This window comes from Saccharopolyspora sp. NPDC000359 (assembly GCF_040300525.1).
Classification (GTDB): Bacteria; Actinomycetota; Actinomycetes; order Mycobacteriales; family Pseudonocardiaceae; genus Saccharopolyspora.
This window is the reverse complement of the sequence record NZ_JBEPDU010000065.1, coordinates 1-24,286: the sequence shown is the minus strand read 5'-3', so window position 1 is coordinate 24,286 and position 24,286 is coordinate 1. Positions and strand designations below refer to the sequence as shown.

Sequence of the window (24,286 nt, the reverse complement as noted above, 5' to 3'; positions counted from 1 at the left end):
TCAGGTGAGCTGACTGGCCCCGGGGCCGGGCCTCACCAGAACTCCGCGCAAGTTCGTTGCTGATCTTTGGAGATCGGCGACGGATGCGGAGGAGCGCGACCAGCGCCGCGTGTTCCTGTCATCCCACTGCCGTTCAGTGGTACTCGCGGAGCTGGCAACTTCAGCTCCCACCGGTCACCTCCCCTCCTCAGCCACCAGCGTGTCCAACCTGTCATGTGTCGGCCCGAACGACCTCAGCAACGCCGCAAGCACCGACAGTCGGAGCCGGTCAGCCGGTGAACAGCTGGGATACCTTCCTGACCAGCTCGTACACGCCGTAGGCGAAGGGCAGACCCACCCACGCCCAGGACACCACCAGGACGGCTCGGCGGTTCATCGCGCCTCCGGTTCGTGGAACTTCGGGTTCACCGGGCGGACCAGCTCGTTGGCCGCGAAGCCGACCACCAACAGGCCGATCATGATCACCAGCGAGGTGGTGTACAGGTCCGGGCCGGTGGCCCCGGCCGCCTCGCGGGCGTCGGCCACCGCGTTGACGATCAGCGGCCCCAGCACCCCGGCAGCCGACCAGGCGGTGAGCAACCGACCGTGGATCGCACCCACCTGCAGGGTGCCGAACAGGTCCTTCAGGTAGGCCGGAGCGGTGGCGAAACCGCCGCCGTAGAAGGACAGGATGAGCATCGCGCACAGCACGAACACCGGGATGCCGGACGAGCCCGCCAGCAGGATTCCCAGGTACAGCAGCACCCCACCGCCCAGGTAGGCGCGGTAGATGTTCTTGCGCCCCACCAGGTCCGATGTGGACGACCAGATGAACCGACCGGCCATGTTGGTCAGCGACAGCAGCGCGACGAACCCGGCCGCCGCCCCGGCCGCCACCGGGGTCGAGCTGCCCGCGAAGAACCCGGTGATCATCGGCGCCGCCTTCTCCAGGATGCCGATGCCCGCGGTGACGTTGCAGCACAGGACCACCCACAGCAGCCAGAACTGCGGGGTGCGCACCGCGCTGCGGGCCGTCACGTTCGCGGTGGTGATCATCGGTCGCGGCGGCACCGGTCGGGCCGACCCCGGGTTCCAATCCGGCGGAGGCGTCCGGATGAGCACCACGCCCAACGACATGAACACCGCGTAGACCAGCCCGTGCACCAGGAACGTCCACGCGATGCCGGGCTGGTCGCTGCCGAAGGAGGCCAGCATCTGCGTCGACCACGGGGAGGCGATCAGCGCGCCACCCCCGAAGCCCATGATCGCGATCCCGGTGGCCATGCCCGGCCGGTCCGGGAACCACTTGATCAGCGTCGACACCGGCGAGATGTAGCCGATGCCGAGCCCGATGCCGCCGACGAACCCGTAGCCGAGCACCACCAGCCAGTACTGGCCGAGCGCGACGCCCAGCGCGGAGATCAGGAACCCCAGCGAGAAGCAGGTGGTGGCCACCGCCATCGCCCAGCGCGGTCCGCGGCGCTCCACCAGCGTTCCGCCCAGCGCCGCGGACAGCCCGAGCATCACGATGCCGAGCTGGAACGGCAGCGCGCTGAGCGTGCCGCTCAGGCCGAGCGAGTCCTCCAGCGGTGGTTTGAAGACGCTCCAGGCGTACACCTGACCGATGCCCAGGTGCACCGCCAGCGCAGCGGGCGGCACCAGCCAGCGGTTCCAGCCCACCGGGGCGACGGTGCGGGTCGGCGAGAGCAGGTCTGCGACCATCGGGCCTCCCGGCCACGTGCAGCGATCAAGGCGCGCTGAGCATACTTGTGCGACAGCGGCCCGACGAGGGTCGACTTCCGCCGAGCGAACGCGCCAGGAGGGGCCGATGGGACGCGTCACGGTACGGCGACCGGTGCTGCGGATCGCCGCCGACGGAACCACCCGCAGACCGGATGCACTGGCCGCCGAGGAACCGCTGGAGATTCGGGTCGACGGCCGTCCGCTGTCGGTGACCATGCGCACGCCCGGTCACGACGTCGAGCTCGCCCACGGGTTCCTGCTGACCGAAGGCGTCATCCACGACCGTGAGCAGCTGTCCTCAGCCCGCTACTGCGACAGCCCCGGGCCGGACGGGCGCAACACCTACAACGTGCTGGACGTCGTGCTCGCCCCCGGCGTGCAGCCACCCGACTCCTCGGTGACCCGCAACTTCTACACCACGTCCTCGTGCGGGGTGTGCGGCAAGGCGGCGCTCGACTCCGTCCGGTTGAGCACCCGCCACTCCCCCTCCGCCGACCCGCTCACCGTCACCGCGGAGACCCTCGTCGGCATCCCCGACCAGCTCCGCGCCGCGCAACGCGTCTTCGACGCGACCGGCGGACTGCACGCGGCCGGTCTGTTCAGCGGCGACGGCGAGCTGCTCGTGGTGCGGGAGGACGTGGGGCGGCACAACGCCGTGGACAAGGTGCTCGGCTGGGCGCTGCTGGCGCAGCGGGTGCCGTTGACCGGGTGCGTGCTGATGGTGTCCGGGCGGGCCTCGTTCGAGCTGGTGCAGAAGGCCGCCATGGCCGGGGTGCCGGTGCTGGCCGCCGTGTCCGCGCCCTCGTCGCTGGCCGTCGACCTCGCCGCGGAGCAGGGCATCACCCTGGTCGGTTTCCTGCGCGGGCGGTCCATGAACGTCTACACCCGCGCAGAGCGCATCGTGACCAAGGACATCGCCGGCTAGCGGTCAATCCGGTTGGTGCGCCCGCGCAGCGTTGGCACGATGGGAGGCGGAGAGCAGCCACGGGGAGGACGGATGCGCGATTCGCAGGGGCGGAACCTGCTGCCGCGCCGCAGCGTCCTGGCCGCCGGGATCACCGGCGCCGCCGCCCTCGGGCTGGGGCTGGGCGGTCGGATCGGAACGACTCCGACCAGCGCCCCGGTGCCGCTGGCGAACCAGTCGAACGTGTCCGTGGAGCGGCTCTACTCGCCCGCCCGCAACTGCTTCATCAACTTCGTCCTGATGTTCCCGAAGGGCGTTCCCCGCCGAGGGCTGCCGGTCTGCCTGATGCTGCACGGGCGCTTCGGCGACGCGCGCAAGTCGGCGGCCGGGCTGCCGGACTGGCTGACCCAGTCGGTGTCCGAGGGCCGCGTCCCGCCGTTCGCGTTCCTCGCGGTGGACGGCGGCGGCAACAACTACTGGCACCGCCGCCCGAACGACGATCCGCTGTGGATGCTGCTCGGCGAGGTCCCGCGCTGGCTGGCCGAGCGCAACCTCGGCGGACCGGACAACGTGCCGTTCGCCGCGGCGGGCATCTCGATGGGCGGCTTCGGCGCGCTGCTCTACGCGCGGCGCAGGCGCGAGATGGGCGACCCGCTGACCGCGGCGGCGGTGGTGTCCCCGGCGCTGATCACCAGCTGGCCGGAGATGCGCAAGCGCAAGGCATTCGCCAACGAGGCGGAGTGGGCGGCCATCGACCCGCTGCGGCACATCAAGTCGCTCGGCAACCTGCCGCTGGGCGTGTGGTGCGGCACCGAGGACCGGTTCATCGAGGGCACCCGCCGCTTCATCCGCCTCGCCGAGCCCGAGTACTCCTCCACCACCTCGGGCGGCCACAACAGCCGCTACTACCGCAAGGCCCTCCCGGAGCTGGTGGACTTCATCGGCGGCGAGCTCTCCGCATCCAGCTGACGGGGCCACCTCAGGCCGGTCGGAGGCGGCGCAGGGACGGTTCCGCGGTGTAGGGGTCGGCGTCGAAGCGGTCGTTGAGCGGCACTGTGCCGTAGAGGGTCCAGCTCAGCACCGCGGGCCACGGGCCGTAGCCCGCGTCGGTGTTCAGGTGCCCGCCGTCGAGGATCACGTCCATCTCGACCTGCAGCGATTCCGCCAGGGCGTGCGCCTGGTACATCGACAGGTACGGGTCCCCGGTCCCGACCACGAGCCGCGTGATGCCCGCCGCTCGGCGCAACGCCGTTGCACCGGTCGGGTAAGGCGTGATGCCCTGGGCGTCCGGGTGCTGCCAGTCCGGGGCGGGCGGGGCCACCAGGAGCACCCGGTCGGCGCGGCGGGAGCTGCCCTCGATGGTCGCCGCGTGGTGCAGCCACAGCGCCACCCCGCAGGAGTGCGCGGCCACCACCAGCTCGGCTTCCGCCGGCACCGCGGCGAGCCGTTCGCGCAGCACCGGCAGCCAGTCCGCGAGCACCGGCCGGTCCGGCCCGGGCAGCCGCGGCAGGTCCACCGCGACGCCGCGGTCGCGGAGCTGACCGGCGAGCCACTGCTGCCAGTGCCAAGGTCCGGCACCGGTCATCCCGTGAACCAGCAGGACGTGCATCTCGCTCATGGCAGGCGCTCCCCGGAAAATGATCTGGTCGGTACCCAGGATCATCTAACCCGCCCCGCCGCGCAGCAGACGCGCCCGGGGGGCGGGCACGAACCAGCCCACGGTGCGAGAGGCACCGTGGGCTGGGGCGTTTCAGCGCCGCGGACGTGAAAACCGCTGGCTCCGCGACCAGTTCCGCACCGGGGTGCGCGGAACGGGGGAATCAGGCGGACTTCTCGCGGCGTTCGCGGCGCGTCGCCTGGCGCGCCACGATGGTGGGGTTCACGTTCTCCCGCACCGTCTGCTCGGTGATCACGACCTTGGCGACGTCCGACCGGCTCGGGATGTCGTACATCACCGGGAGCAGGACCTCCTCCAGGATCGCGCGCAGGCCGCGAGCACCCGTGCCGCGCAGGATCGCCTGGTCGGCGATGGCCTCCAGCGCCGTCTTGGTGAACTCCAGTTCCACGTTGTCCATCTCGAACAAGCGCTTGTACTGCTTCACCAGGGCGTTGCGCGGCTCGGTGAGGATCTGCACCAGCGACGGCTTGTCCAGGTTCGTCACGCTGGCCACCGTGGGCAGCCGGCCGATGAACTCCGGGATCAGCCCGTACTTGATCAGGTCCTCGGGCATCACGTCGGCGAAGTGGTCGGTGGTGTCGATCTGCGCCTTGGAGCGCAGCTCGGCGCCGAAGCCGACGCTGTGCTTGCCGACCCGGTCCTCGACGATCTTCTCCAGCCCGGCGAACGCGCCCGCCACGATGAACAGGACGTTCGTGGTGTCGATCTGGATGAACTCCTGGTGCGGATGCTTGCGACCGCCCTGCGGCGGCACGCTGGCCGTGGTGCCCTCCAGGATCTTCAGCAGCGCCTGCTGGACGCCCTCGCCGGAGACGTCGCGGGTGATCGACGGGTTCTCGCTCTTGCGGGCGATCTTGTCGACCTCGTCGATGTAGATGATGCCGGTCTCGGCGCGCTTGACGTCGTAGTCAGCCGCCTGGATCAGCTTGAGCAGGATGTTCTCGACGTCCTCGCCCACGTACCCGGCCTCGGTCAGCGCGGTGGCGTCGGCGATGGCGAACGGCACGTTCAGCATCTTCGCCAGCGTCTGCGCGAGGTAGGTCTTGCCGCAGCCCGTCGGGCCGAGCATCAGGATGTTGGACTTGGCCAGCTCGACGGCTTCCTCACCACGGCCCTCCCGGCGCTCACCGGCCTGGATGCGCTTGTAGTGGTTGTAGACCGCGACCGACAGGTTCCGCTTCGCCGGGTCCTGCCCGATGACGTACTGGTCGAGGAACTCGTGGATCTCCGCCGGCTTGGGCAGCTCGTCGAGCTTGACCTCGCCGGCCTCGGCCAGCTCCTCCTCGATGATCTCGTTGCAGAGATCGATGCACTCATCGCAGATGTACACGCCGGGGCCGGCGATGAGTTTCTTCACCTGCTTCTGGCTCTTCCCGCAGAAGGAGCACTTCAGCAGGTCGCCGCCGTCACCGATACGTGCCATGACCGCTGACCCCGTCCCCTCCGGCGCGCCGTCCGGTAGCGCGCCTGACCGTATGTGCCTTCGACGGTACCTGTCGTTCCCCGGGTTCGGGGAGACTCACAGTGTCCGCCATGGCCAAGCGTGATGTGACCAGCACCGCGCCCGGCGTGTCGTGACCCTGCTGCCGGGCGTGCCGCCCCACCACCTGGCCGGGAGGCTACGCGTTCCCGCAGCCCGCGGCAGCTGCTTTACGCCGCACCGCCGCGACTCGAGGAGCACGCCCCATGCTTGATACCGGCCGGAGCGCACGGCCACCACCTGCGCGAACAAGATGTGACCCACGACTCGAGAAGTTGAAAGCCCAACCATCTCCGGTGACCACGTGCGTCGCAGCGCACGCCCCACCGCCGCGGTGCCCAGCGGCCGCCTGGCGCAGGCGGCCGCTGGGCCCTCCGCTACCGGAGTTCGGCGACTACGCCTTCTGCTCGGAGAGCTTGCGGTAGGGGACGACCTCGTCGAGGATGCCGTACTCCACGGCCTGCTCCGCGGTCAGGATCTTGTCGCGGTCGACGTCCGCGCGGACCTGCTCCTGCGAGCGGCTGGTGTGCTTGGCCAGCGTCGACTCCATCAGGTCGCGCATCCGCTGCACCTCGGCCGCCTGGATCTCCAGGTCCGAGACCTGGCCGTAGATGCCCTCCACCGACGGCTGGTGGATCAGCACCCGCGAGTTCGGCAGCGCCTGGCGCTTGCCCTTGGTACCCGCCGCCAGCAGCACGGCCGCCGCCGACGCCGCCTGCCCGAGGCAGATGGTGCGCACGTCCGGACGCACGTACTGGATGGTGTCGTAGATCGCCATCATCGCGGTGAACGACCCACCCGGGGAGTTGATGTACATCTGGATCTCGCGATCCGGGTCGTCGGACTCCAGGAAGAGCAGCTGCGCCATCACGTCGTTGGCGGAGGCGTCGTCGACCTGGACACCGAGGAACACGATGCGTTCCTCGAACAGCTTGTTGTACGGGTTCGACTCCTTGACCCCGTACGCGGTGCGCTCGACGAACGAGGGCAGCACGTACCGGGACTGCAGGGACTGGTAAGGGTTCACGGCGGGTGACTCCTCAGTTGCTAGGTCCGGGCGAGGTGATCAGCTGCGCGGCAGGTTCGCGGCGCTGGCGACGTGGTCCACGAACCCGTACTCGCGGGCCTCCTCCGCGGTGAACCACCGGTCGCGGTCGGAGTCCTGAATGATCCGCTCCACCGTCTGGCCGGTCTGCTCCGCGATCAGCTCGGCCATCTCCCTCTTGTGCCTGGAGAACATCTTGGCCTGGATCTCGATGTCCGAAGCCGTGCCGCCGAGACCGGCCGACGGCTGGTGCATCATGATCCGCGCGTGCGGCAGCGCGAACCGCTTGCCCTTGGCGCCCGCGGACAGCAGGAACTGCCCCATCGAGGCGGCCATGCCCATCGCCACGGTGGCCACGTCCGGCTTGATCAGCTGCATGGTGTCGTAGATCGCCATGCCCGCGGTCACCGAACCGCCCGGCGAGTTGATGTAGAGCGAGATGTCGCGGTCCGGGTCCTCAGCCGCCAGCAGCAGCAGCTGCGAGCAGATCTGGTTCGAGATCGAGTCCTCGACCTGGGAGCCGAGGACGATGATGCGCTCCCGCAGCAGCCGCTCGTAAACCGAGTCGTTGAGCGAGAGCCCGTTGGTACCCGTCCGCATGGACGGCGCCTGCGCGTCGGACGCCGGAGTCAGGTGCTGCGTCACGTCTCCCCTGCCTTCTCCCACATTGGGCTCTTTCACGTGGGCCACACCGGTCACTCGCGCCGCTCGGCGATCCGCTTCCACAGTGGACCGAGCGGTCCGCGGGCGCCGTCGACGGCCCTGCTTCCCTCTCGGGTGATCCGCTACCACCGACCCTAACGAAAGTGGGCGGCACCAGCTTCCCAGTACCGCCCACTTTCGCTTAGAGCATGTTTATCGAGTTGTCCAGCGCACGAGCCGGGTCACTCCGCCTTCGCGGTCTCCGACTCCTCGCCCTCCTGCGGGCCGAACAGCTCGTCGAGGTCCAGCTCGTTGCCCGAGGCGTCGGTGACCGTGGCCTGGCGGACCACCGAGAACAGCGCCTTGCTCCGCCGGACGTCGGCGTAGAGCGCGCCCAGCTGGCCGGACTGCTGCGCCTGCTGGACGAACTGGTCCGGGCTCACGCCGAAGCGCTGCGCCTGGTAGATGATCCGCTGGGTCAGCTCCTCGTCGGAGACCGAGACGTCCTCGGCGTCGGCGATGGTGTCCAGCACCAGCTGGGTGCGGACCGCCTTCTCCGACTCCTCGCGGGTCTCCGCGTCGAACTGCTCGCGGGTCTTGTCCTGCTGCTCAAGCCACTCTTCGAAGCGCTTCTCGTCGTGGTCGAACGGGTGCACCGCGTCGTGCTGGCGCACCTCCACCTCCGACTCGACGACCTTCTCCGGCAGCGGCACCTCGACGGTCTCCAGCAGCGCGTCCAGGACCTTGTCCCGGGCCTGCATGCCCTGCTGCATCTTCTTGACCTTGCCCATCCGTTCCCGCAGGTCGGCGATGAGCTCCTCGACGGTGTCGAACTCGCTGGCCATCTGGGCGAACTCGTCGTCGGCCTCGGGCAGCTGGCGCTCCTTGACGGAGTTCAGCTTGACGGTCACCTCGGCGTCCTTGCCGGCGTACTCGCCGGCCACCAGCTTGGTGGTGAAGGTCTTGGTGTCGCCCTCGCTCGCGCCGATCAGCGCCTCGTCGATGCCCTCGATGAGCTGGCCGGAGCCGATCTCGTAGGACATGCCGCTGGTCTGGGCGTCCTCGACCTCCTCACCGTCGACGGTGGCGGACAGGTCGATGCTGACGAAGTCGCCCTCCTGCGCGGGCCGGTCCACCCCCGCGAGGGTGCCGAAGCGGGCGCGCAACGAGTCCAGCTGCTCGGTCACCTCGTCCTCGGTGACCTCGACGTCGTCGACGCTCACCGAGAGCTCGCCGAAGGCGGGCACGGTGATCTCGGGGCGGACGTCGACCTCGGCGGTGAACGCGATCTCCGCGCCGTCCTCGATCTTGGTCACCTCGATGTCCGGGCGACCGAGGGTGCGCACCTCGCTGCTGTTGACCGCCTCCAGGTACTTGGCCGGAACCGCCTCGTTGACGACCTCGTCGAGCACGGGGCCCCGACCGATGCGGCTCTCCAGGACCCGCGCCGGAACCTTGCCCGGCCGGAAGCCGGGGATGCGAACCTGCTGGGCCAGTGCCTTGTACGCGCGGTCGAAGTTCGGCTTGAGCTCGTCGAACGGCACCTCGACGTTGATCCGGACGCGCGTCGGGCTCAGGTGCTCGACGGTGCTCTTCACGTGGTCTCCTAGTGCGAACGTGCTTGAATCCCGGCGCTGCCAGCGGGCGCGGCGCAACACCACCCCCAATGCCGGGCTGACCACCGAGTCTATTGCTTCCCGCCCGGGACCACGGGCCGGGGTGCTCAGGCAGGCTCGCCCCACCGGGGCGGGCGGTCCGTGCTTGAGTGGAATCGTGCAGCACACCGCAGCCGATCCCGCCACTTGCGCCGCGCTGTCCACCGCGCTCGACGAACCGCTGACCGGCACCGCCGCGGTCGCGCGCGGCTGGCTGTGCCTGGAGCAGCGCGGCCCGTGGGGGCGCAACGCGCTGGTGCAGAGCCACCTGGACCCGGAGCTGGGGCGGGCGCTGGAGGCCACGGCCGCCGAGCACGGCGTGCGGGTGCAGCTGATCCGGCACCCGGGCCGCCACGCGGACGTCCCAGGCGACACCAGCCGCCGCGTCCTGCTCGCCAACACCACGCCCGGCACCGGCTGGCTCCGCGAGCACACCCTCACCGACCCGGCCGAGCTGCTCGACCTCGACTTCGCCCGGATCGCCGCCGGGCACCACGACGGCTGGGGCCAGCCCGTCGCCGCCCCGGTGCTGCTGATCTGCACCAACGGCCGCCGGGACCTGTGCTGCGCGCGGCTCGGCCGCGACCTGGTCACCGACCTGGGCGGGCGCCACGACAACGTCATCTGGGAGACCACCCACACCGGCGGGCACCGCTTCGCCCCCGCCGCGGTCCTGCTGCCCAGCGGCTACACCTACGGCCGCCTCACCGCCCCAGCCGTCGAAGCGGTCCTGTCCGCAGCCGCCGCGGGCAAGGTCGCACTCGAGCACTGCCGCGGCCGGTCGACCTGGAACCGCGCCGGGCAAGCCGCCGAACTGGCCGTCCGCGAGCACCTCGGCGAACACCTCGCCGACGCGCTGCACATCACCGGCAGCACCTCCGACCAGGTCGAGGTGGCCCACCAGGACGGCCGCAGCTGGCAGGTGGCGGTGCGCGTCCGCGAACTCGACCCACCCCGCCTTAACAGCTGCGGAAAAGCAGCGGTCCGCCCCACCACCACCGAGGCGGTGGCCATCAGCGCAACGCCCGACCAGCCCCCGCGCCCAACTCGGTGGGCGTGACCGCGGTGACGATCCCGTCGGACGGCGCCAACTCGGCGACCCCATCCGGACCGGGAACCACCAGCGACACCACCACCAGCAGCACCAGCACAGCACCCAGCACCACGCACACCACCACAGCGGGAAGGTGAGCGCGCAACTCCGGACTCCCATGGCGCACGAACGGGAAATCGGCACCCCGCGCCCGGCCGTTACCAAACGTCACGCACGACTGCGACCCACATCACCGGCCGAACCCCCGGCCAGGCACGAAAAAACCGGCCGCCCGCGAGAAGCGGGCGACCGGCCGCGACGTCGGGGTGGCGGGATTTGAACCCACGACCCCTCGCACCCAAAGCGAGTGCGCTACCAAACTGCGCCACACCCCGTCCGACGTGCGCCGCACCCGGCAACCCCGGGTGCGTTGCGAAGAGCTTATCGCGACCCGCTAAGCTGTGGCACGCAAGGTCGCCGAACCCCGAGGGGCGCGGCGGAACCAGCAGGCGGGCGTAGCTCAATGGTAGAGCCCCAGTCTTCCAAACTGGCTACGCGGGTTCGATTCCCGTCGCCCGCTCCGAGGATGGGTGAAGTGTGCCAACGGGGGCGTTGGCCGGTCCTCTTCGCCATCACACCTGGGGGGCCGAGCCCCCCAGACCCCCACGGCGCGGGGGCCACCCTCTCAACTGCTCCCTGCCTCGCGCATCGTTCCCGACCTGAGCTTTCACCAGCCAGCTCGTGGCCGCCTTCGCATTGGGCCCAACAGGGGCGTTGGCCGGTCTCTTCGAGGATGGGTGAAGTGTGCCAACGGGGGCGTTGGCCGGTCCTCTTCGCCATCACACCTGGGGGGGGCCGAGCCCCCCAGACCCCCACGGCGCCGGGGCCACCCTCTCAACTGCTCCCTGCCTCGCGCATCGTTCCCGACCTGAGCTTTCACCAACCAGCTCGTGGCCGCCTTCGCATTGGGCCCAACAGGGGCGTTGGCCGGCCTCTTCGAGGATGGGTGAAGTGTGCCAACGGGGGCGTTGGCCGGTCCTCTTCGCCATCACACCTGGGGGCCGAGCCCCCCAGACCCCCACGGCGCCGGGGCCACCCTCTCAACTGCTCCCTGCCTCGCGCATCGTTCCCGACCTGAGCTTTCACCAGCCAGCTCGTGGCCGCCTTCGCATTAGGTCCTTTGCTCGGCCTTTGGGCTCGGAGGCTTGCTCGGCCTTTGGGCTCGGGGTGGGGTGCTTCGGGGCGGACGTTTGTGGGGTGGGCTCGCTGGTTGGTGCGTTCGGGGTGGGTTGCTGGTCGATTCTCTTTGCCGTTTGGGAATTTGGGTTTTGTTGCGTTTTCAATTTTGTGGGTTGCTGCATCCTGGGTGGGATTGTGGGTTTTGCTGTTGATGTGAGCTGGGTTCTTGGGTGGGAGCGGTGGGGTGTCGCTGTGTCGCTGGCTTGGTTGGGGTTGCGCTGGTCTGGGTCGGGCTTTTGGGGTTCGCTGTGGGTTACCGGTGGGGCTTCAGGGTTACCGTGGGTAGCTGCTTCTTGGTGCGGTTGGAGCTCGGTTGGGTGTGGTTGTAGTGCTTTTGTGGGGGGTTCTGGGGCTCTTGTTGCTCTTGTTGCGTGGATCTCAGTGGGTTTGGGTTCTTGCTGGTCGTGAGGGGTGTTGGGGTTGGGGTGGGGGCTTTGGGTGGTTGGGGGTGGGGTATTTCGGTTGGGGTTTGTCGGGGGGTTGGGTCATTCTGGGTGGGTCGGGGTTGGGCTGGGTTGCTGGTCCGGGGTCTCTGCTTCTCGTTCTTTCGGTCTTGGGGGTTGTGTGCGGCGGCTCGAGTACAAGTGGCTCGTGGGGATCACCTTCGTGCTGGCCTTGATCATGCAGATCTTGGACGTCACCATCCTGAACGTGGCGCTCGCCACGCTGGGGCGGGAGTTCCAGGTCGATCCCGCGGCGCTGCAGTGGGTGCTGACCGGGTACATGATCAGCCTCGCCGTGTTCATCCCGTCCTCCGGCTGGATCGCCGACCGGTTCGGCAGCAAGCGGACGTTCCAGGCCGCGGTGATCATCTTCACCCTCGCCTCCGTGCTGTGCGGGGTGTCCACCGAGATGTGGATGCTCATCGCCGCGCGGGTGCTGCAGGGCGTCGGCGGCGGCATGCTGGTGCCCGTCGGGCAGACCATGCTCTTCCGGGCCTTCCCGCCCCACGAGCGGGCCAAGGCCGGGGCGGTGCTGTCCATCCCGATCACCGTCGCGCCGATGCTCGGGCCGGTACTCGGCGGCGTGCTCGTCGAGTACGCCAGCTGGCGTTGGATCTTCTTCATCAACGTGCCCGTCGGGGCGCTCGCACTGCTGTTCACCGTGCTGTACCTGCGCGAGGACCAGCGCACCGCCCCCGGGCGTTTCGACCTGCCCGGCTTCGTGCTCGCCGGCGTCGGGCTGGCCACCCTGCTGTACGGGCTGGAGCAGGGCGCCCAGCTCGGCTGGGGCACCACCCAGGTGTGGGTGAGCCTGCTCGTGGCCGGGCTGCTCATCACCGGGCTGATCTGGCGGGAACTCACCATCCGCGAACCGATGCTGGACCTGCGGCTGCTCTCCGACCGGATGTTCGGCACCGGCAACCTGCTCCTGGTGCTCCAGACCGGGTCGATGTTCGGCATCCTCTTCCTGCTCCCGCTCTACCTGCAGAACCTGCGCGGGGTGTCCCCGATGCAGGCCGGGCTGGTTCTCATGCCGCAGGCGGTGGCGATGCTGGCGACCACCCAGGTGGTCAGCCGCGTCTACGGCCGGATCGGTCCGAAGCGGCTGGTCCTGGCCGGGTTCGCGGTGCAGCTGGTGATCTGCGCCGGGCTGCAGCTGCAGGGGCTGACCACCTCGCTGGGCTTCCTGGTGGGGTTGCTCGCGGTGCAGGGCGTGGCGATGGGGCTGCTGATGACCCCGGTGCAGACGGCCACCTTCGCGGGCATCTCCGGGTCGTCCATGGGGCACGCCAGCTCGCTGTTCAACGTCAGCCGTCAGGTCGCCACCGCGCTCGGCACCGCCGTCGTCGCCACCGTGCTCGTGGTGCTCACCGAGCACGGCCAGTCCACAAAGGACCCCGCGACCCCGTTGGCCGAGGTCCAGCTCGGTGCGTACCACGGGGCGTTCCTGGTCTCCGCGGCGTTCGCCGCGCTGGGTATCCTGCTGGCTCTGCGGGTGCGCGACGCCGATGCCGCGGCCACCCTCGACCGTCCGCGCGGACCAGCCCGCCCAGACGACCGTGAGGCGGTCGAGACCGTGAGATAGGTCAAGCGCGCCCCGCCGCCGGACAGCTCCGGGCAGTATGTGAGGGGTGACCGATATGCCGCACGTCGACCAGGTCCGCAACCACGCCCGCTGGCGCCCGGGCTGGCGCGCTGGGCGCACCGGCTACGCCTGGTTGCTGCCGCTCGCCGACCAACCTGGGCTGCGCAAGCTGGTCAACGACTACCAGTACGCGCTGCGCGACCTGCCCGGCTTCGACCTGGTGCCGCTGGAGTGGATGCACATCCTGGTCCAGGAGGTCGGGTTCACCGACGAGGTCACCGAGTCGCGCCTCGAAGAGCTGGTCGCGGCCACCCGCAAGCGGGTCGAGTCGGTGCTGCCGCTCACCCTGGCCTTCCACCACGCCGTGGTGCAGCCGGAATCGCTGTCGCTGCCCGCCGAACCGCAGTCGACGGTCATCGAGCTGCGCAACGCGGTGCGCGAGGCGCTGGCCGACGTGCTCGGCGAGTCGGCGGTGCCGCCGGAACCCGAGGACGTCGACAAGCACGTCAGCCTCGCGCACTCCACCACCGACGGCCCGGCCATCTTCGCGGTCGCCACGCTCAGCGCCACCCAGGTGGAGCCGACCACCGCCAAGCTCCCCACGCTGTCTTTGGTGAAGCTCAACCGCGACCACTCGTCCCCCGAGTGGGAGAAGGTCACCGAGGTCCAGCTCGGCGCCTGATCACCCGGGCACCGGGTCGCGCCGCGCTGCCCGGCTCGGTATCAAGGCCGCATGGGTGAGCTCAGCACGCGCCGTCTGCGCACCGACGAGCAAGGGGACTTCTTCGACGTCTTCGCCGCCGCGTTCCTCGACGATTCGCTGGAGGCCGCGCGCGAGGTGTGCAGCAGCACGTTCCGCGCAGAACTCGCGCACGGCGTCTTCGACGGGGACGAGCTGATCGGCTGCGCCGGGCGGTTCGACCAGGAGATCACCGTGCCGGGGCCCGCGCAGTGCCCGCTCGCGGCGGTCACCGCGGTGGGTGTCAAGCCCGGGCACCGGCGACGCGGCGTGCTCACCGCGTTGATGCGCGCGCAGCTGGACGCGCTGCACGACGGGGGTGTCCCGGTCGCGGCGCTGTACGCCTCGGAGGCCGGCATCTACGGCCGGTTCGGGTACGGGCTGGCCAGCTTCGAAAGCCACCTGGCAGTGCCGCGCGGCGCGGCCTTCCTGTCCACTGTGGATGTTGACGGGCGCCCGGTGCGCGAGGTCGGCCGTGAGCGGGCGGTGGAGGTGGTGCGCGCCCGCTACCCCGCGGTCGCGGAGACCCGAACCGGGTGGCTCTCGCGCAGCGACGGTTCCTGGGAGGCCCGCGTCCTGGACTGGCCCAACGCGCACGGCGGGCACAGCGCTCCCCGGTTCGCGGTGCACCCCGACGGCTACGCCATCTACCGGCCCAAGCGGAAGTGGACCGCGCGCGGCCCCGCCCACGAGCTGCACGTGGCGGAACTCGTGGCCGCGACCCCGCAGGCCTACGCCGCCCTGTGGCGGTACCTGCTGGACGTCGACCTGGTCTCCGAGGTGCACTGGCGCAAAGCGGCCCTCGACGAGCCGGTGCTCGGCATGCTCGCCAACCCGCGCGCCGCCGACCGGAGGGTGGTCGACGGCCTGTGGGTCCGGCTGATCAACCTGGACCGGGCGCTGATGGCCCGCCGCTACAGCGCCCCGGCCGACGTGGTCCTCGACGTCACCGACCGCTTCTGCCCGTGGAACCAGGGGCGCTGGCGGCTGCGCACCGACGCGGCGGGGTCCGCCGCCACCGTCACCCGCACCGAGGAAACCGGGCACCTCTCGCTGGACGTCACCGACCTCGCGGCCGCCTACCTGGGCGGCAGCACGCTGGCCGGGCTGGCCCGCTCCGGGCGGGTCGTCGAGCACGAGCCCGGTGCGCTGGTCACGGCGTCCCGGGCGTTCGCGACCGACTGCGCGCCGCACTGCCAGGAGGGCTTCTGATCACCCGTTCGCGCGATGGCCAGGTACTGTCGAGGAGGACGGAAACGTCCGGTCCGGGGAGGTCCTGGTGCTCACCGCAGTCCTGATCATCGTGGTCGCGCTGGTGGTGATCGGGGCGGCCACCTGGTGGTCCCGCAAGAAGGCCGTGGAGCACCAGCGCAGGCAGCTGGACGACGCCAAGGCCGAGGCCCGGCGCTGGGTGGAGCGGCTGGGCGGCCAGGTGCTCAACCTGGTCGGCACCAACGAGGCCGCCAAGCAGGCGCTGGCCGACGCCGCCGAGCGGCACGGCGCAGCGGTCTCCCAGCTGGAGCAGGCCAGCACCGAGCAGCAGGCCCGCCTGACCACCGAATCCGCCCTGGAAGGGCTCTACTACGTGCGGGCCGCGCGGGTCGCCATGGACATGGACCCGGGCCCGGAGCTGCCCGACCTGGCTGGTCAGCGCGGCGCGGGCAAGGTCACCGAGCTCCGCGAAGTCGAGGTGGAAGGCCGCCAGCAGGTCGCCTCGCCGAACCCGAGCGAGCAGACGCCGCACTTCTACCCCGGCGGCACGGTCGCCGGTCGCCCGGTCCCGCAGGGCTGGTACAGCGAGCCGTGGTGGAAGCCGGCCCTGGTCGCGGGTGCCTGGGGCGTGGGCTCGTTCGTGCTGATGAGCGCCCTGTTCAGCGGCATGTCCGGGGTCCCGGCCGAAGCCGCCCACGCGGACGGTCACCCGGACGGCATGGGCGCCGACGACCCGGGCGCGGACCCCAGCGGGGACTTCGACGGAGCCCCAGGCGGGGACCCCAACGGCGACTTCGGCGACTTCGGCGACTTCGGCGACTTCGGCGACTTCGGCGACTTCGGCTTCTGACTCGCCCCGCTCCCCGCTGACCGCAGTTTCAATTGAAACTGCGGTTTGCCCTGCCTGGAGATCGCAGTTTCAATTGAAACTGCGGTCCCACGGCGGGTCGGACGTCCCGACACGCCGGAGGTTGGGGGCAGGTCGTGCGGGCTGTGGAGGAGTCCCCGCGAGTTCCATGGGGATCAGACTTCTGGTCTCCACGGCGTCCACCCGGAGGGACCCGGTGGGGGAATTAGCTGGATTGGCAGGTGGGGCACCAGTAGAGCTTGCGGCCGGAGAGGTCCGCCGTGGCGACCGGGGTTCCGCAGACCAGGCAGGGCATCGACGCCCGCCGGTAGACGTAGACCTCACCGCCGTGCCGGTCCTGGCGCGGGGCGCGGCCGGTCACCTCGGGCAGGTGCTCCGGGCGCACGGTGTCGATGCGGCCCACCCGGAGCCCGTCAGCCATCAGCTCGACGAGGTCGGCCCAGATCAGGTCCCAGTGCTCGCGCGTGAGGTCACGGCCCGGCGTGCACGGCGGGATGCCGTGCCGGAACAGCACCTCGGCCCGGTAGACGTTGCCCACCCCGGCCAGCACCTTCTGGTCCAGCAGCAACGCCGCGATGCTCGTGCGCGAGCGGGAGATCCGCGCCCACGCGCGCTCCGGGTCGGCGTCCGCGCGCAGCGGGTCCGGGCCGAGCCTGGCCAGCAGCGCCGCGACCTCGTCCCCGGTCAGCAGCTCGCAGGCGGTCGGGCCGCGCAGGTCGGTCCAGTGCGTCTCGCCGATGATCCGCATCCGCACCTGGCCGCGCGGTTCGACCACCGGGAGCTCGGACTCGCTGAAGGTGCCGTACAGCCCCAGGTGGACGTGGACGATCCGGTCCGGGCCGTAGTGGTGGAACAGGTGCTTGCCGTGCGCCTCGGCGCGCTCCAGCACCGAGCCGTCCAGCAGCGAAGCGCTCGCGGCGAAGCGCCCCTGCGGGCTGCCGACCCGGACCCGCGTCCCGGCAAACAACTCGTCGTGCAGACCGGCGAGCCGGTGCAGGGTGTGGCCTTCGGGCATGTCGGGGTGCTTCCTCGGGGTGTTCGAGCAGCGCTCAGGCGATGATCCACAGCGCGACCGACTCCGCGAGGTAGGCCAGCACGCACCACAGCGCGATGTGCAGGCCGCGGCGAACCGGCCGGTCGCGGTGCCGGAACGCGACTCCGGCGATCAGGGAGAGCAGCAGCGCCACGACCGCGCCGACGAGCAGCCACAGGCCGATGCCGAGGGCGCAGTCCGGGGCCGGGCAGGACGCCTCCACCAGGGTGGGCGAGAGCGCACGCTGCCCGAAGAAGAGCACCAGCACGCCAACCGCCGTCGCCGCCACCGCGACCAGCGGTGTCGGCACTGCGGGGCGCGCTGGTGCCACCGGTCAGTTGCCGGGCAGCGCCGGGGGCGTGCCGGTCTTCTCGTAGTCGGAGAGCAGGTCGATCCGCCGCTGGTGGCGGCCGCCCTCGAACTCGGTGGACAGGAACGCCTCGACGATCTGCTCCGCCTCCTCGACGGTGTGCATCCGCGCACCGATGCCGGCCAGCAGCGCGTTGTTGTGCTGGCGGGCGAGCTTGGCCGTCTCAACGCTCCAGGCCAGCGCGGCGCGGGCGCCGGGGACCTTGTTCGCGGCGATCTGCTCGCCGTTGCCGGAGCCACCGAGGACCAGCCCGAGGCTGCCCTCGTCGGCGACGACGCGGCGGGCGGTCTCGACGCAGAACGGCGGGTAGTCGTCCTGGGCGTCGTATTCCGCGGGACCGATGTCGGTCACTTCGTGACCCTTGTCGGTCAGCCACTTGACGAGGTGGTTCTTGAGTTCGTATCCAGCGTGGTCAGAGCCGATGTAGACGCGCACGACGGCAGTCTGACAGATCCGCCCCTCCGGGATTCACAGTGGTGGTTGCGTGAGTGGGTGATCTTGCGTCCTTGAGGTCACCGTGGCTGGGTCGCGTCACGTCCCCCCTGGATGCGACGGAGTCGGACCCGCGTTGCGACAGCAGTGGTTACCTGAGTGGCCTTGAGGTCACCGCAGCCGGGCTGCATCACGTCCCCTCAGGCACGACAGATCCGCCCCTCCGGGATTCACAGTGGTGGTTGCGTGAGTGGGTGATCTTGCGTCCTTGAGGTCACCGTGGCTGGGTCGCGTCACGTTCCCCTTGGGCGCGGCGGAGTGGGACCCGCGTTGCGACAGCAGTGGTTACCTGAGTGGCCTTGAGGTCACCGCAGCCGGGCTGCATCACGTCCCCTCAGGCGCGGCAGGACAGGCCCTAGTTGCGGCAGTGGTGGTTGTCTCTGGATCGATCTCGCGTTTTCAGGCCTCCCTGCCTCGCGGCGCCTCGCGGTTCCGTGCGGTTTGACCACGGCTCGGGTTTCGTGCTGGATATCCTTTTCGGCATGGCCAGCGTCGATGTGCACGTGGACTGGGGTTTGCCGGGACTTCGGGCGATGTCGGGTTTCCCCGTTCTGGTGGTCGTCGACGTGCTGTCGTTCTGCACCGCTGTGGACGTCGCGACCGGCCGTGGGGCTTGTGTGCTTCCCCTGCGGACTCGGCACGACGCGATTCCGGAGGGTGTCGTGCTGGCTTGGGCTCGGCACCGCGAGCGGTGGTCGTTGAGCCCTTCCTCGCTCCAGACGCTCACCGCGGGTGTTCGGTTGGGCCTTCCTTCTCCGAACGGCGCGACGTTGTGCGCTTCCGCCTCTGGTTCGACCGTGTTCGCCGGGTGTCTGCGCAATGCCGATGCTGTGGCTGGGGCTGCGGCGCGCACCGGTGGGCCGGTCGGCGTGGTCGCGGGTGGGGAGCGCCGTGATGGCGAGCTTCGGCCTGCGATCGAGGACCTGCTCGGCGCGGGCGCGATCGTCTCCGCGCTCGCCGGCCGCCGCTCCCCCGAGGCCGAGCTCGCAGCCGCCGCCTTCCACAGCGCGCGGGAGGACATCGGCAGGCTGCTCGCTGGCTGCGAGTCCGGTCGGGAGCTGGCGGAGACGGGGTTCGCGCACGACGTGGGTCTGGCTGCCGAGGTGAACAGCAGCCAGACCGCGCCGGTGCTGCGCGACGGGTTCCTGGAGGCCGCATGAGCTGGCACGAGGTCGGCGCTGGCGTGTTCGTGCGGCGGTGTGGCGAGCTCGACCTGTCCGTCGGCTTGGTGGTCGGGACTGGGTCCGCGCTGGTGATCGACACCCGGGGTGATCGGGTGCAGGGTGCTGAGCTGGCCAGTGCGGTTCGGGGGATCACCTCGCTGCCCTGGCAGGTGGTGATCACTCACGGGCACTTCGACCACTGCTTCGGGACCAGCGCTTTCCTGCCCGCGCCCGTGTGGGCACACGAGCGTTGCGCCGGGTTCCTGGGCGCGACCGCCGAGCAGCAGCGCGCCGAGTGGGTGGCGCACTACCGGCGCGGAGGTGCCGATGACATCGCCGAGGCGCTGGCCGGGTCGGTCGTGGCGCAACCGGACCACCTGGTGGCGGAGCAGGCCGACGTCGACCTGGGTGGGCGCGTCGTGCAGCTGCGCCACCCCGGGCTCGGGCACACCGACCACGACCTGGTCGTCGCGGTTCCCGATGCCGGGGTGGTGTTCGCGGGCGATCTGGTCGAGCAGGGCGCTCCGCCGGACTTCGGCGATGCGCACCCGGAGGCCTGGCCGTCCGCTGTGGACGGCGTCCTCGCGCTCTCTCCCACCGTCGTCGTGCCTGGCCACGGCGAGCCCGTCAGCCCGGACTTCGTGCGCGGTCAGCGCGCCGAGCTCGCCGCGGTGGCCGAGCTCTGCCGGGCCCACCGCCTCGGGGAGCTGTCGCTGGCGCAGGCCCTCCGGCGCTCGCCCTACCCCGCGGACACCACGCGCACCGCGCTGTCCCGCAGCTGACCGGGAATCGGGCTGGCACGGACACCACCGCTGTTCACCGGGGCACACCCCTGTCGACCACACACAGCGGAAACCCGCCACAACGCCCGGAAAGCCCCAAAACAACTGGTCCGAACGGCATTCTCCGCTAGGCCGTTCAGAGTCATTCCGGCACCCTCGGGCACCGATCCGATAACGCGAACGTCAATCTTTCCTGCACAGGCCCGCGCTCGGACCCCGCAGCGGCGGGCGCGACCGCGGTTGACGGGTGGGAGGCGGACATGTCCGGACGGGACGACTTCGAGGCTGGTCGCCAGGACCTCGCCGCGCGCAACGCCGCACTGCGCGACCAGATCGACACCATGCTCTCCGACCTGCGGCGTCGCACCGCCGGAATCCAGGAGAAGCAGGAGGCCGCCGCCCGCCAGACCGTCGAGATCGCCTCCGACGACGGCATGGTGACCGTCCGGGTGGACGCCACCGGGACCCTGCAGGAGCTGGCCCTGTCGCCGAAGGCGTTCGAGCGCACCACGCCCGAGAAGCTGGCCCGCAGCATCACCAGCGTGGTCCGGGAAGCCTCCGGCACCGCCCAGCGGCAACTGCAGTCCGAGTTCGCGCCGCTGGCCGACGTCTCCGCCGTCCCGGAGGTCCCCGGTGTGCCGTCGCTGGCCGGGTTGCTGCGCCAGGGCCCGCTGGTCGAGCCGCCCGACCCCGACGCGGAGCGCCGCCAGCGGCGCGAGGACGACGCCGCCACCCCGGCCAGCAACCGGCCGGAGCCGCCGCAGGTGCGCACCAAACCGGACGACGACTGGGACGACTGGGACTGGGACAGCAGCCGCCGGGGAGGCCGCCGATGAGCGACCAGATGCGGATGCAGCCGGAGGAGATCCGCACCGGCGGCAAGAAGATCGGCGACTCCGGTGACGACCTCGACCAGGTGCTGACCACGCTGAAGTCCGCGCTGGACGCCGAGGGCGAGTGCTGGGGCGGCGACGAGGCCGGGCAGAACTTCGCCAAGGACTACACCCAGGGCCGCGACAGCGTCTTCGACAGCTTGCAGAAGGTCGTCAAGGCCCTCGGCGACATCGACGACAACCTCAAGGCCACCGCCGACGACACCGAGTCCAGCGACGCCGGTTCGGCCGCGGACATCGGCAGGTCCGGCTCCGGCATGCCCTCGTAGGGAGTTGATGTCCCGTGAGCATCGAAATACCCGACGAGGTCAAGTGGCTGCTGCCCATCGTGGTCGGCCAGTCGTGGCCCGAGGGCGACGAGGACGCCATGCGCCGCATGGCCGACGCCTGGCGCGCGGCCGCGGAAGGCATCGCGAACGTCAACACGTCCGCGAACCGAGGTGCTGAGCAGGCCAAGGGCGCGATGGAGGGGCAGACCTCCGAGGCGTTCGCCAAGCTGTGGAAGGACATCGGCGACGGCGGCGAAGCCGCGCTGCCGAAGCTGAAGGAGGCTTGCGAGAAGCTCGCCAAGGCCTGCGACGACGCCGCCCTGGACGTCGAGCATACCAAGCTGACCATCATCGCCTCGCTGATCGCGCTGGCCATCCAGATCGCGGCGATGGTCGCCGCCGCGCCGGTCACCTTCGGCGCCTCCACCGCGGGCGTGGCCGCCGCGCAGGCGGTCACCCGCAGCGTGGTCATGACGATCTTCCGGAACCTCGTCATGAGCATCCTGAAGAACGTCGCCATCGAGATCGCCACCTCGCTCGCCATCGAGTTCGCGGTGCAGGGCGTGCAGATCGCCTCCGGCGAGCGCGACGGCTTCGACGGCGGGAAGTTCAAGGACGCGGCCATCTCCGGCGCCATCGGCGGCGCCGTGGGTGGCGTGTTCGAGGGCGTCGGCAAGTCGGTCGGCAAGCAGGCTGGCGAAGCCGTCGGCGACGCCGCGGGCGGAGCGGCCACCACCGCGGGCCGCGCAGCGGGCGACGCGGCGGGCGAAGCCGCCGGGGAGGCGGCGGAGAACGCCGCGGCGGCGCTCGGCAAGACGGCGCTGAAGGAAGGCGCCCTCGGCGCCGCCGAAGGCGCGGTCGGCAGCGCGGCGGAGCAGCTGATCACCGAGGGCGAGATCGACTGGCAGGACGTCGGCAAGGGCGCGCTGTCCGGCGGCGTGACCGGCGCCGGGATGGGCGCGGGCGGCGAAGCCCTCGGCCGAGCGGGCAACGTCGACGTCCCCGACACCGGCGGCCTCGGCGACACCGGCGGCACGGGACCGGGGAGCAACGGGGGCACGGGGCCTGGCAGCGACGGCAGCACCGCTCCGGGGAGCGACGGCAGCACCGCTCCGGGGAGCAACGGCGGTACCGGTCCCGGGGACGACGGCGGGACCAGTCCCGGCGGTACGGGCTCCGGCAGCGACGGCTCCAGCAGCGGCGGCGGGACCGGGCCCGGGAGCGAAGGCACCGGAGCCGGGGGCGATGGTCCTGGTGGGGACGGCAGTACCCGCTCCACCAGCACGGAGCCGTCGAGCACGGGTTCCGGCGACCGCGGTTCCGAGACGGATGGCGGGCCTTCCGGCCGGTCCAGCACGGGTTCCGGCGGCGACGGGAGCGGCGGCACCGCAGGGGAGCCCACACCGAGCTCCAGTGGATCCGGCGGCACGTCGACGACGGGCCACGGTGGTGGCGACGGCTCCAGCTCATCGCACGGCGGCACGTCGGGCGGCGGGAACGACTCCACGACGAGCAGCACCGGTTCCCCGCACAGCAGCGGCGACTTACCAAGCGGCGGGTCCGGTTCAACTCCCTTCCAAGCGGATTCTCCACGCTCGGACGCGCCTTCGACCTCATCGGACTCGCCCAGCCCGTCCGTCGGGACTGGCCAGTCCCATGTGGACACGAACAGCGGATCGCAGGGCTCCGGCGACGGCGGCCCAACCCCGCGCAGCTCCACCCCGGGCCCCAGCGGCGTGAGCCACGCGTCCACCGCGGACTCGCCGAGCGGCGGTGGCCCCTCCCCCAGCGGAGGAACGCCGCACACCACGCCGGGTGATTCCCCGTCCAGCAACGGAAACCTTGGCTCCGGCCCAGGCGGAACAACACCTACCGGCGGTGGCGGCACCCCGCACAGCGGCAGCATCGGAGGCGGAGTCCCGCACAGCGGCGGGGTCCCGCAGGGCGGCGCTGGCGGAGTCCCGCACAGCGGCAGCGCCGGTGGAGGTGGCGTTCCGCAGGGTGGCGGTTCCGGTGGCGGAGTCCCGCACGGCGCAGGTGGAGGCGCCCCGCACGGTGGCGGTGGCGCAGGCGGAGGCGTCCCGCAGGGCGGCGGAAACCCGAACGCAGGCGCCGGGACTTCGCACGCTGGTGGAGCTCAGGCCGACACGAACGGTTCCCCGAACACCCCCGCCAGCACCAGCTCGTCCACCGTGGACGCTCCGGCGGCACCCATGGGCGCGGCCGGGCCGACGCCCAGCGCTCCTCGCGGCGACCAGCCGGGTTCCGCCAGCAGCGGACCGGCGGGCGGTGGCGCGATGGGCGGCATGGCCGGAGGCGCTGCCGGTGGCCCCGGCGGCGCACCGTCCGGTGGCGGCGGCAACCGTCCCGGTTCGGGAGGCAGCTGGACCGGAACCCCGGGCACCCCAGGAGCGGGGGCCCGCCCTGCCGGCGGCGACCAGGCACCACGTCCGGACTCCGGCCGCCCGGGCCCCCGCCCGACCGACGCGGCACCACGTGGCTCCACGGCGCCGAACGCCCCGTCCCGCCCGCACAACGCCCCACCAGGGCAGGGCGGCCCCGGCGTACCGCCCCAGCGCACTCCGGGCACCGGCCCAGCGCAAGACCGCAACGGGCCAAGCGCCCACCCCGACGGCGGCCCAGTGCGTCCGGACGGCCCGGCACGACCCGGCACAACTGTGCCGCCCCGTGACGGCTCCCCGGCACGACCTGGCGAGAGCACTCCACCACGTCCGGACAGCACCCCGACCCGCCCCGACGCGAGCACCCCAACGCGTCCGGACAGCACCCCGTCACGACCGGACGGGAGCACTCCGCCACGGCCCGACAGCACCGGACCGCGCCCGGACGGATCACGGCCCGACAGCGCGACCCGCCCGGCCGGGTTCAGCCCGCGACCGGACGGGACGCCCAGCCCGGACAGCCCCACCCGCCCCGACGGGACCGGGCGTCCGGACACCTCACCGCACCCGGACGGCGCACCGCGCCCGGACGGCAGGGCGCCGAAGCCGGACGCCCCGGCCCGCAACGGGGCGGCAC

The 24,286-nt window shown here is 71.2% G+C and carries 23 protein-coding genes and 2 tRNA genes; 13 read left to right on the top strand and 12 right to left on the bottom strand.

Annotated elements, in window-relative coordinates:
• Positions 1 to 268: 268 nt before the first annotated feature.
• Both ABT324_RS33460 and ABT324_RS29970 read right to left on the bottom strand, forming a co-directional pair.
• A complete protein-coding gene (locus ABT324_RS33460; RefSeq protein WP_502949822.1) occupies positions 269 to 376 on the bottom strand; it encodes an MFS transporter small subunit in 108 nt (35 codons plus the stop codon).
• Positions 373 to 1,701, bottom strand: a complete 1,329-nt coding sequence (locus tag ABT324_RS29970) for an OFA family MFS transporter (protein WP_351184278.1) — start codon at positions 1,699 to 1,701, stop codon at positions 373 to 375. The genes ABT324_RS33460 and ABT324_RS29970 overlap by 4 nt, the downstream gene beginning before the upstream one ends.
• A gap of 106 nt (positions 1,702 to 1,807) precedes the next feature.
• Between ABT324_RS29970 and fdhD the strand changes: the two genes are divergently transcribed.
• Positions 1,808 to 2,647 carry a formate dehydrogenase accessory sulfurtransferase FdhD gene (gene fdhD, locus ABT324_RS29965; protein ID WP_351184276.1) on the top strand — a complete coding sequence of 280 codons (840 nt, stop codon included), beginning with the start codon at positions 1,808 to 1,810 and terminating at the stop codon, positions 2,645 to 2,647.
• A 72-nt stretch (positions 2,648 to 2,719) separates the two neighbouring features.
• Positions 2,720 to 3,595, top strand: coding sequence for an alpha/beta hydrolase (locus ABT324_RS29960; protein ID WP_351184274.1), 876 nt, complete (start codon positions 2,720 to 2,722; stop codon positions 3,593 to 3,595).
• A gap of 10 nt (positions 3,596 to 3,605) precedes the next feature.
• Here the strand turns inward: ABT324_RS29960 and ABT324_RS29955 are convergent, their stop codons facing one another.
• The 5 genes from ABT324_RS29955 to tig all read right to left on the bottom strand — a co-directional run bounded on the left by ABT324_RS29955 (position 3,606) and on the right by tig (position 9,069).
• Complete coding sequence (locus ABT324_RS29955; RefSeq protein WP_351184272.1) at positions 3,606 to 4,244, bottom strand: RBBP9/YdeN family alpha/beta hydrolase; 639 nt, start codon at positions 4,242 to 4,244, stop codon at positions 3,606 to 3,608.
• Between the two features lie 202 nt (positions 4,245 to 4,446).
• Entirely contained in the window at positions 4,447 to 5,727 is a 1,281-nt protein-coding gene (gene clpX, locus ABT324_RS29950; protein ID WP_351184270.1) for an ATP-dependent Clp protease ATP-binding subunit ClpX, read from the bottom strand.
• A gap of 451 nt (positions 5,728 to 6,178) precedes the next feature.
• The gene (locus ABT324_RS29945; RefSeq protein ID WP_351184268.1) at positions 6,179 to 6,811 is read right to left on the bottom strand and encodes an ATP-dependent Clp protease proteolytic subunit; all 633 of its coding nucleotides are present in this window, start codon (positions 6,809 to 6,811) and stop codon (positions 6,179 to 6,181) included.
• Positions 6,812 to 6,850: 39 nt separating this feature from the next.
• The gene (locus ABT324_RS29940; protein ID WP_351184266.1) at positions 6,851 to 7,474 is read right to left on the bottom strand and encodes an ATP-dependent Clp protease proteolytic subunit; all 624 of its coding nucleotides are present in this window, start codon (positions 7,472 to 7,474) and stop codon (positions 6,851 to 6,853) included.
• Between the two features lie 239 nt (positions 7,475 to 7,713).
• Positions 7,714 to 9,069 (bottom strand): trigger factor, encoded by a 1,356-nt coding sequence (gene tig, locus ABT324_RS29935; RefSeq protein WP_351184264.1) that lies wholly within the window; start codon positions 9,067 to 9,069, stop codon positions 7,714 to 7,716.
• Positions 9,070 to 9,244: 175 nt separating this feature from the next.
• On the opposite strand from tig, the gene ABT324_RS29930 reads away from it, so the two are divergent.
• Positions 9,245 to 10,186, top strand: a complete 942-nt coding sequence (locus ABT324_RS29930; RefSeq protein ID WP_351184262.1) for a ferredoxin family protein — start codon at positions 9,245 to 9,247, stop codon at positions 10,184 to 10,186.
• Here ABT324_RS29930 and ABT324_RS29925 read toward each other — a convergent pair.
• Both ABT324_RS29925 and ABT324_RS29920 read right to left on the bottom strand, forming a co-directional pair.
• Positions 10,140 to 10,325 carry a hypothetical protein gene (locus ABT324_RS29925; RefSeq protein ID WP_351184260.1) on the bottom strand — a complete coding sequence of 62 codons (186 nt, stop codon included), beginning with the start codon at positions 10,323 to 10,325 and terminating at the stop codon, positions 10,140 to 10,142. The genes ABT324_RS29930 and ABT324_RS29925 overlap by 47 nt on opposite strands.
• Positions 10,326 to 10,480: 155 nt before the next feature.
• Positions 10,481 to 10,554 (bottom strand) — tRNA-Pro (locus ABT324_RS29920).
• A 114-nt stretch (positions 10,555 to 10,668) separates the two neighbouring features.
• Here ABT324_RS29920 and ABT324_RS29915 point away from each other — a divergent pair.
• The 5 genes from ABT324_RS29915 to ABT324_RS29895 all read left to right on the top strand — a co-directional run bounded on the left by ABT324_RS29915 (position 10,669) and on the right by ABT324_RS29895 (position 16,227).
• Positions 10,669 to 10,739, top strand: a tRNA-Gly gene (locus tag ABT324_RS29915).
• Between the two features lie 1,250 nt (positions 10,740 to 11,989).
• Positions 11,990 to 13,426 (top strand): MDR family MFS transporter, encoded by a 1,437-nt coding sequence (locus ABT324_RS29910; RefSeq protein ID WP_351184258.1) that lies wholly within the window; start codon positions 11,990 to 11,992, stop codon positions 13,424 to 13,426.
• 55 nt (positions 13,427 to 13,481) lie between these two features.
• Positions 13,482 to 14,108, top strand: coding sequence for a 2'-5' RNA ligase family protein (locus ABT324_RS29905; protein ID WP_351184300.1), 627 nt, complete (start codon positions 13,482 to 13,484; stop codon positions 14,106 to 14,108).
• Positions 14,109 to 14,159: 51 nt separating this feature from the next.
• Positions 14,160 to 15,377: a GNAT family N-acetyltransferase gene (locus ABT324_RS29900; protein ID WP_351184256.1), complete on the top strand. Its 1,218-nt coding sequence runs from the start codon at positions 14,160 to 14,162 to the stop codon at positions 15,375 to 15,377.
• A 67-nt stretch (positions 15,378 to 15,444) separates the two neighbouring features.
• Positions 15,445 to 16,227: a hypothetical protein gene (locus ABT324_RS29895; RefSeq protein ID WP_351184254.1), complete on the top strand. Its 783-nt coding sequence runs from the start codon at positions 15,445 to 15,447 to the stop codon at positions 16,225 to 16,227.
• 223 nt (positions 16,228 to 16,450) lie between these two features.
• Here the strand turns inward: ABT324_RS29895 and ABT324_RS29890 are convergent, their stop codons facing one another.
• From ABT324_RS29890 to ABT324_RS29880, 3 genes are read right to left on the bottom strand one after another with little or no spacing between them, the layout of a single operon-like run.
• Complete coding sequence (locus ABT324_RS29890; RefSeq protein WP_351184252.1) at positions 16,451 to 17,260, bottom strand: Fpg/Nei family DNA glycosylase; 810 nt, start codon at positions 17,258 to 17,260, stop codon at positions 16,451 to 16,453.
• A gap of 34 nt (positions 17,261 to 17,294) precedes the next feature.
• Positions 17,295 to 17,588, bottom strand: a complete 294-nt coding sequence (locus ABT324_RS29885) for a hypothetical protein (RefSeq protein ID WP_351184250.1) — start codon at positions 17,586 to 17,588, stop codon at positions 17,295 to 17,297.
• Between the two features lie 24 nt (positions 17,589 to 17,612).
• Complete coding sequence (locus tag ABT324_RS29880; protein ID WP_351184248.1) at positions 17,613 to 18,083, bottom strand: ribose-5-phosphate isomerase; 471 nt, start codon at positions 18,081 to 18,083, stop codon at positions 17,613 to 17,615.
• Positions 18,084 to 18,574: 491 nt separating this feature from the next.
• Here ABT324_RS29880 and ABT324_RS29875 point away from each other — a divergent pair, with 491 nt between their 5' ends.
• From ABT324_RS29875 to ABT324_RS29855, 5 genes are all read left to right on the top strand, one after another.
• Entirely contained in the window at positions 18,575 to 19,300 is a 726-nt protein-coding gene (locus tag ABT324_RS29875) for a 2-phosphosulfolactate phosphatase (protein ID WP_351184246.1), read from the top strand.
• A complete protein-coding gene (locus tag ABT324_RS29870; protein ID WP_351184244.1) occupies positions 19,297 to 20,085 on the top strand; it encodes an MBL fold metallo-hydrolase in 789 nt (262 codons plus the stop codon). The genes ABT324_RS29875 and ABT324_RS29870 overlap by 4 nt, the downstream gene beginning before the upstream one ends.
• A 260-nt stretch (positions 20,086 to 20,345) precedes the next feature.
• Entirely contained in the window at positions 20,346 to 20,921 is a 576-nt protein-coding gene (locus tag ABT324_RS29865; protein ID WP_351184242.1) for a YbaB/EbfC family nucleoid-associated protein, read from the top strand.
• A complete protein-coding gene (locus ABT324_RS29860; protein WP_351184240.1) occupies positions 20,918 to 21,247 on the top strand; it encodes a WXG100 family type VII secretion target in 330 nt (109 codons plus the stop codon). The genes ABT324_RS29865 and ABT324_RS29860 overlap by 4 nt, the downstream gene beginning before the upstream one ends.
• A gap of 14 nt (positions 21,248 to 21,261) precedes the next feature.
• The coding region (locus tag ABT324_RS29855) for a WXG100 family type VII secretion target (protein WP_502949821.1) at positions 21,262 to 24,286 on the top strand (3,025 nt) is incomplete at its 3' end.

What these genes read in the sequence shown, in the direction of transcription:
- ABT324_RS29960 (WP_351184274.1), top strand. Translation starts at nt 2,720, where the DNA reads ATGCGCGATTCGCAGGGGCGGAACCTGCTGCCGCGCCGCAGCGTCCTG.
- ABT324_RS29890 (WP_351184252.1), bottom strand. Translation starts at nt 17,260, where the DNA reads ATGCCCGAAGGCCACACCCTGCACCGGCTCGCCGGTCTGCACGACGAG.
- ABT324_RS29865 (WP_351184242.1), top strand. Translation starts at nt 20,346, where the DNA reads ATGTCCGGACGGGACGACTTCGAGGCTGGTCGCCAGGACCTCGCCGCG.
- ABT324_RS29870 (WP_351184244.1), top strand. Translation starts at nt 19,297, where the DNA reads ATGAGCTGGCACGAGGTCGGCGCTGGCGTGTTCGTGCGGCGGTGTGGC.
- ABT324_RS29905 (WP_351184300.1), top strand. Translation starts at nt 13,482, where the DNA reads ATGCCGCACGTCGACCAGGTCCGCAACCACGCCCGCTGGCGCCCGGGC.
- ABT324_RS33460 (WP_502949822.1), bottom strand. Translation starts at nt 376, where the DNA reads ATGAACCGCCGAGCCGTCCTGGTGGTGTCCTGGGCGTGGGTGGGTCTG.
- fdhD (WP_351184276.1), top strand. Translation starts at nt 1,808, where the DNA reads ATGGGACGCGTCACGGTACGGCGACCGGTGCTGCGGATCGCCGCCGAC.
- ABT324_RS29900 (WP_351184256.1), top strand. Translation starts at nt 14,160, where the DNA reads ATGGGTGAGCTCAGCACGCGCCGTCTGCGCACCGACGAGCAAGGGGAC.
- ABT324_RS29955 (WP_351184272.1), bottom strand. Translation starts at nt 4,244, where the DNA reads ATGAGCGAGATGCACGTCCTGCTGGTTCACGGGATGACCGGTGCCGGA.
- ABT324_RS29970 (WP_351184278.1), bottom strand. Translation starts at nt 1,701, where the DNA reads ATGGTCGCAGACCTGCTCTCGCCGACCCGCACCGTCGCCCCGGTGGGC.
- ABT324_RS29860 (WP_351184240.1), top strand. Translation starts at nt 20,918, where the DNA reads ATGAGCGACCAGATGCGGATGCAGCCGGAGGAGATCCGCACCGGCGGC.
- clpX (WP_351184270.1), bottom strand. Translation starts at nt 5,727, where the DNA reads ATGGCACGTATCGGTGACGGCGGCGACCTGCTGAAGTGCTCCTTCTGC.